Source organism: Nostoc sp., assembly GCF_036917195.1.
Lineage (GTDB): Bacteria > Cyanobacteriota > Cyanobacteriia > Cyanobacteriales > Nostocaceae > Nostoc.
This window is the reverse complement of sequence record NZ_JBALDG010000025.1, coordinates 1-6,433: the sequence shown is the minus strand read 5'-3', so window position 1 is coordinate 6,433 and position 6,433 is coordinate 1. Positions and strand designations below refer to the sequence as shown.

The 6,433-nt window shown below is 42.7% G+C and carries 5 protein-coding genes; 2 read left to right on the top strand and 3 right to left on the bottom strand.

What is annotated here, in order from left to right; genetic code table 11:
• A partial coding sequence (locus tag V7K40_RS08790; RefSeq protein WP_334958660.1) for a hypothetical protein occupies positions 1-281 on the top strand: 281 nt, incomplete at its 5' end.
• 176 nt (positions 282-457) lie between these two features.
• Here the strand turns inward: V7K40_RS08790 and V7K40_RS08785 are convergent.
• Both V7K40_RS08785 and purD read right to left on the bottom strand, forming a co-directional pair.
• Positions 458-2,404 carry an ATP-binding protein gene (locus tag V7K40_RS08785; RefSeq protein WP_334958658.1) on the bottom strand — a complete coding sequence of 649 codons (1,947 nt, stop codon included), beginning with the start codon at positions 2,402-2,404 and terminating at the stop codon, positions 458-460.
• A 199-nt stretch (positions 2,405-2,603) separates the two neighbouring features.
• Entirely contained in the window at positions 2,604-3,881 is a 1,278-nt protein-coding gene (gene purD / locus V7K40_RS08780) for a phosphoribosylamine--glycine ligase (protein WP_334958662.1), read from the bottom strand.
• Between the two features lie 618 nt (positions 3,882-4,499).
• Here purD and V7K40_RS08775 point away from each other — a divergent pair.
• Positions 4,500-5,453: an NAD-dependent epimerase/dehydratase family protein gene (locus V7K40_RS08775; RefSeq protein WP_334958656.1), complete on the top strand. Its 954-nt coding sequence runs from the start codon at positions 4,500-4,502 to the stop codon at positions 5,451-5,453.
• Positions 5,454-5,651: 198 nt separating this feature from the next.
• Here the strand turns inward: V7K40_RS08775 and V7K40_RS08770 are convergent, their stop codons facing one another.
• Positions 5,652-6,035 (bottom strand): hypothetical protein, encoded by a 384-nt coding sequence (locus V7K40_RS08770; protein WP_334958654.1) that lies wholly within the window; start codon positions 6,033-6,035, stop codon positions 5,652-5,654.
• Between the last annotated feature and the right edge of the window lie 398 nt (positions 6,036-6,433).

Below are 6,433 nucleotides of genomic sequence, written 5' to 3'. Positions count from 1 at the left end.
AAATAACAAATGAGTTCGCCAAAATAACAAATGAGTTCGCCGAAATAACAAATGAGTTCGCCAAAATAACAAATGAGTTCGCCAAAATAACAAATAAGTTCGCCGAAATAACAAATGAGTTCGCCAAAATAACTTTTGCGTTGGCTAGCAAGAACCGCAGGCATCGCCATGATAGCAACAATTTAGCTTTGACGCGGGAGCGTAATGCACCCTTTGGGTTCAGCAGTCGCCTGCGGAGGGAAACCCTCCTTCAGCGCTGCTTCACTGCAAATCTTTGGTAGATGAAGTTTTTCCGACTTGTGTGTACACCGTAGCCTTTTAGAAGAGAGGTCAGAGTGTATTGCATCCATAGACGCGTAGCGGCTACTCTGCGAGAACGCTAAGAGCGAACCCGCAGGGTACGATAACCGCTATAGTGAATCGTCAAAAATAATAAACAATCCCCAATCCCTAACCTTCAGACTGTGTTAATTTTGGATGCTTCAGCAATAGGTTCAACTTGTATGGGTGGTGCTTTTTCTTCAAAGGTGGCTAAATCGAACCAAAAAGTGGTGCCAATGCTGACTTCACTTACTAGATGGACTTTACTACGATGTCTGTCGATGATATTTCTGACAATCGATAAACCTAAACCCGTGCCTTCTAGGGTGTGAACTCGGTTTTCGACGCGGAAGAAGCGTTCAAAAATTGAGTGTTGGTCTTCTGTGGCGATGCCAATTCCAGTATCGGAAATTTCAATCCGCACTGGAGAAGATTCGGTATGACTGGGTTTGAAATCTAGTTGGTAGGCGCGGATTGCCACTTTACCACCGGCTTTCGTGAATTTAAGGGCATTACCAATCAGATTGCCAAACACTTGTACTAACAGATCATAATTACCCATTACCAGCGGTAAATTAGGAGCAACTTCCTGAACAAGTTCAACACCTTTATCTTTAGCATTGAGTTGGTAAGTACGCAGGGTTTGCTCGATCGCTTGCGCTAAATCTACCCCATTGAAGTTATACTGACGACCAGATTCGAGTTTTGACAAATCCAATACATCGTTAACTAGGCGGGTTAAGCGATCGGTTTCATGGTTGACAGTTTGCAGAAACTCTTGCCGTTCTTGTAAAGCTAAGTCTTCGCCGTAGTCGTGCAGGGTTTCAATATAAGTTTTGATGTTAAATAGAGGCGTTCGCAGTTCGTGAGAAACGTTGCTGATAAATTGGCTTTTTGCATCGTTTAGCTCCACCTCACGGGTAATATCTTGGATAGTAATCGCAATACCTTTGATGCTTTCTCTTTGTACGTTGAGTACTGTAGTCAAGAGAATGCGAATCGTCCGTGGGGTGGGTTGGTTAATAAAAATTCGGAATTCGGCGCTTTCGCATTCGTTTGCTGCCATTTCGTACAAGGGACGGGTGATTTCTATTTGTACCGCTGGCGGCAAGTGATGCAACACATTGCAGCCTACCACATCAGCGGTTTCCCAGCCAAAAATTCGCTTTGCCGTGGGGTTGACTAAAATCACCTGCATGTTGTTATCAATTAACACAGCACCATCTGCGATCGTTGAAACTAGAGTTTCTAGCTTCGCTTTTTCTGCGGTCAGTTCCTCAATATTCTGTTCTTCATAGCGCTCTAATCGCTCTGCCATTTCATTAAAGCTTAAAATTAACTCCCCAAGTTCGCCCCCTAAAGGTAAATTAATCCGCTGCTTGAAATTCCCAGTAGTAATTTGCTTCACCCCCACTAGCAGTTCTTTTATTGGCTTAGTGATGGTCAAGGCGTTAATCACTCCTGCCAAAATCACCATTACCCAAATCGTGATAAAAACGGCAATGGTGACATCACGGGTAAAATTGGTGGAGATGACAGCGGTCTGATTGGGGTTGATACCGATCGCTAATACACCTAAATATTTTTTATTGACGATCAGGGGAATAAACACATCGGTGACTGTTCCATCTGGGGTCATGTGTTGCCGCACCATTGGCTTTTCCCCATCACTAGGGTAATCTTCAGGCAGTTGTATCCGCCGTTTAATCGTCAGGGAGTTTTCTACCTCCGCTTCCCAAAAAGGAATGCCAAAAAAGATTTCTCCAGTTTCATCAGCGTAGAGCATATAACGCACACTAGAGGTGCTGCGATAGAAGCGTTGTGAAAATTGGGCAACCTCAGTCAGATTATTATCAGCAACTAGGGGGGCAACGTTGGCAGCAAGCAGCAACCCCAAGTCACGACCAAAGCGGGTATCATTCATCCGCGCATCCTGCTGAATTGTATTCACAGCCCAGAAGGTCAAACCACTCATTACCAAGGAAACCACCAATGTTGCCACAGCCAGCAGTTTGGTCTGGAGTGTGAACTCAGACCACCAACTAGCGATCGCATCTCGAATTGTTTTAAACAGACTTAGCATCTTAAATAAAGTTGTTAATAGTCTTTGTTATAAAGCCCAACAACTAAAAAATTAACAGTTAATTTGACAAAAATGTTAAAGGCAGTGGGAATGCGGCATTGGGCATAGGGCATTAGTTATTCCCTCACATTTACAGACGCGATTAATCGCGTCTCTACTTCTAACTCCTGTACAGACGCGATTAATCGCGTCTCTACTCCTAACTCCTAACTCTATAACCAATATCTTTCCGGTAATATATCCCCTCAAACTGAATATGTTTGATACCCGCGTAGGCTTGGGCGATCGCTTGCTCAAAATTTTCTCCGATTCCAGTCACATTTAATACTCGACCCCCATTTGTCACTACTTCTTGTTGCTGGTTCAACTTCGTACCTGCATGAAATACAGTTGCTCCTGTTGCCTCTGCCTCACCAATGCCAGTAATGACGTGGCCTTTCTCATATTCTCCTGGATAACCACCTGAAGCTGCAACGACAGTCGCAGATGCTCCCCCTTTCCAAACAATGGGCGGCAATTCACTTAATCGCTGCTGTACACAGGCTAGAAGCAACTCTTCTAAAGGTGTTGCTAACAATGGTAAAATTACCTGGGTTTCCGGATCGCCAAAGCGACAGTTAAATTCCAAAACCTTGAAGTCGCCATCGGGTGCAATCATTAATCCAGCATACAGTACACCTCGGTAGTCAATGCCTTTAGCTCGTAAAGTTGCGATCGCTCTTTCTAACACTTCTGTTTGAATGCGTGCCATCAACTCTGGCGTAGTAATGGGTGCTGGGCTGTATGCTCCCATCCCACCAGTATTTTCCCCGATATCGCCGTCACCAATCCGCTTATGGTCTTGAGCTGGCAGTAAGGGTCGAATTGTTAACCCATCCGTTAACGCTAAAACTGACACCTCTTGCCCAATTAAACATTCTTCAATGACAACAAATTTACCAGCACTGCCAAACTGTCCCTGAAAAATCGCATCAATGGCACTTTCTGCCTGTTCAACTGTAAAAGCCACTGTTACACCCTTACCAGCCGCCAAGCCATCAGCTTTGACGACAATTGGTACTCCTGTAGCTCTTACATAGGATTTTGCTGCTACTGCCTCCGTAAATACCGCAGCCCGGGCCGTCGGAATTCCAGCTTCTTGCATCAGGGCTTTTGCCCAAGCTTTACTCGCCTCTATTTGCGCTCCCGCTCTGACTGGCCCAAATACCATCAATCCTTTGTCTTGGAGGTAATCTGTGATTCCCTTCGCCAAAGGTACTTCTGGCCCAACTATCACCAGAGTTATGCCATGTTCTACAGCATATCGGCTCATGCCTTCAAAATCATCTACTGCCAGGGGCAAGTTCTGGCAACGTTCCATACTTTCTGTGCCTCCATTCCCTGGTACACAGATAACTTGCTCGATTTGCTTAGATTGCAACAGTTTCCATGCCAGAGCGTGTTCGCGCCCTCCATTACCTACAACTAAAACTTTCACTGATTTCCTCGTGCGTCCCTTACGAAACGAGAATGCCCGATTCGGCTCTCGCGGATCAATTTTTTCACCAATCCTCAGACTTGTGCAAGCCCCCTGATGACCAAAAAAGGTAGGGGGAGGAGAGAAAGAATTATCTTGGGGACTTTCAAAAATTAAATTACTTACAGCTATTTTCAGGTAAATAGACCACACGGTAGGGGCACAGCATTGCTGTGCCCTTACGACAGATGTAGTTCAAATACATGAAAATTACTGTAATTCCTGTAATCCAATACGACTATCCGATTTCTTCTCCCCCTGCTTACCAAAACGATTGATTATTTTTTTATTTGGAAGTCCCTTGCCATATCGGTTTCAAGTCCTATTCGCTTCTTTGAATTTCAACTGCATTGATTCCTAAGATTCAATTTTGTCAATTAGTAAATTTATTACTGTTATTAATAATAGTAATAAATCTACTAGTATAAATAAATATATAAATATATTTGTTTAAGTAATGGTGATGTTTAAAACAGTACAATAATTGATTAAAAAATTAAGCTCAAGTAGTGATAATTATTGATTACAAGTACTAACTTGTGAATGTAGAAATTCATGAAATAGCACAAAATAGGAAACATGGCTAAAATTATTGTTACTGGAGCTGCCGGCTTTGTTGGTTCTCACCTCGTAGACATCTTGCTACAACAAGGGGAAGAAGTGATCGGGATTGATGAATTCAATGATTACTATGATCCGATGTTAAAGCGTAAGAATGTTGCACACTTACATCACTCGCCTGGTTTTAGATTAATTGAAGGAGATATGCAGTTTTTAGATTGGCAGAAACTCCTAAAAGATGTTGATGTAGTTTACCATCAAGCGGCACAAGCAGGTGTCAGAGCAAGTTGGGGTAAAGCTTTTCGAGGTTACACAGAACGAAATATTAACGCTACACAAGTTTTGCTGGAAGCAGCCAAAGATGCAAAACACCTGAAAAGGTTAGTATTTGCCTCTTCATCGAGTGTATATGGTAATGCAGAAACATTACCTACCCATGAGGGAATTTGTCCTCAACCAGTTTCTCCTTACGGCATTACGAAGCTAGCAGGGGAGTTTTTGTGTGAACTGTATCACAAAAACTTTGGCGTGCCCTGTGTGACGTTGCGCTATTTTACAGTCTATGGCCCTAAACAGCGCCCAGATATGGCATTTCATAAGTTCTTTAAATCCATTTTGCAGGATGAGGCGATTCCTATTTACGGCGATGGCCAGCAAACACGGGAGTTTACGTTTGTTAGTGATGTCATCGCCGCCAATTTAGCCGCCGCCTCCGCACCCCAAGCAGTGGGAGAAATTTTTAATATCGGTGGCGGTAGCAGGGTTGTGTTAGCAGAAGTCTTAGATACGATTGAAGAAATCGTTGGGAAACCAATCAAAAGAAATTACATCGAAAAGGCGATGGGAGACGCCCGTCACACCGCTGCTGATGTATCTAAAGCGCAAAAAATTCTGGAATATCAGCCGCAAGTCTCTCTAAGAGAGGGTTTGATACAGGAATGGCAGTGGATTAAGTCTTTGTATTCCCTCTAGGGCGTGTCATGGTTTCCCTATTATCTATTCTTCCTTAGCAGTTCTGATTCCAGTTTATCTAAAAGGTTTGCGATCGCTCGCGCAGTACTTTGGCGAGGTGAAATACAAGGGCGCTTCAATTAACCGTTTGTCCTAATTTCCCTCATCTTCTTAAGCTTCACTTTTGTTATGCAAACTGTATTGATCGGAGTCTTATCCTTAGCTGGTAGTCAAAACAACACCTTGGCGGATAGTACGTTTGCGTTGGCGTAGCCGGTCGGAGACATCGCTTTTACGAGTTCCCCCAGCCATCTGATACTCATGGCTATTTTTACCAAACTTATGAGCAACACCAAGCAAAATTTTTTCAGAATAGTCCGCCAAATCTTGTTCATTTTCGATGATTTGGGTTAATAAGACATCAATAGTAGAAAGAGTAGTATTGTAAGCTTCTAGAGATTGACGGAGACTTTCAATTTTATCAGTATAATCTATAACAGTTAAATTATTTCCTACATCTAGAGTAGGACTGATAGATTTAATACTTGCCAAGCGCATCTCAGCAAAGCTAAGAATACGTGAATCGCGTTTTGGTCTTGCCATAATTAATACCCCTTTGTCTGAAAAAATAACTTAAATTCTATAGTGGACAATTTTTTCAAAGGTTGTCCTGTGTAAAATTATTTTTTTTAAAAGACTAAAATTTGAGTAATTTCACTAATTTTCTATTTTTCCTCTCTCAAAACCATAGTGGCTCCACAAAGAGCAACTAAGGGCGGGTTTATGAAAAATTTGAATGTATTAGAAATCTGTAGAGTGAACCCGCTTTTACTTTTTTTCACTTAGGACTTAGTTAAGTTAAGGCAGAAATTGCTACAGCAAAAGCGGAAGTTCCTACAGGGAAGACGGAAGTTGCTACAGACTGCGCGAAACACCGAAACGTCTTGACGGAAGTTGCTACAGACTGCGCGAAACACCGAAACGTCTTGACAGAAGTTCTT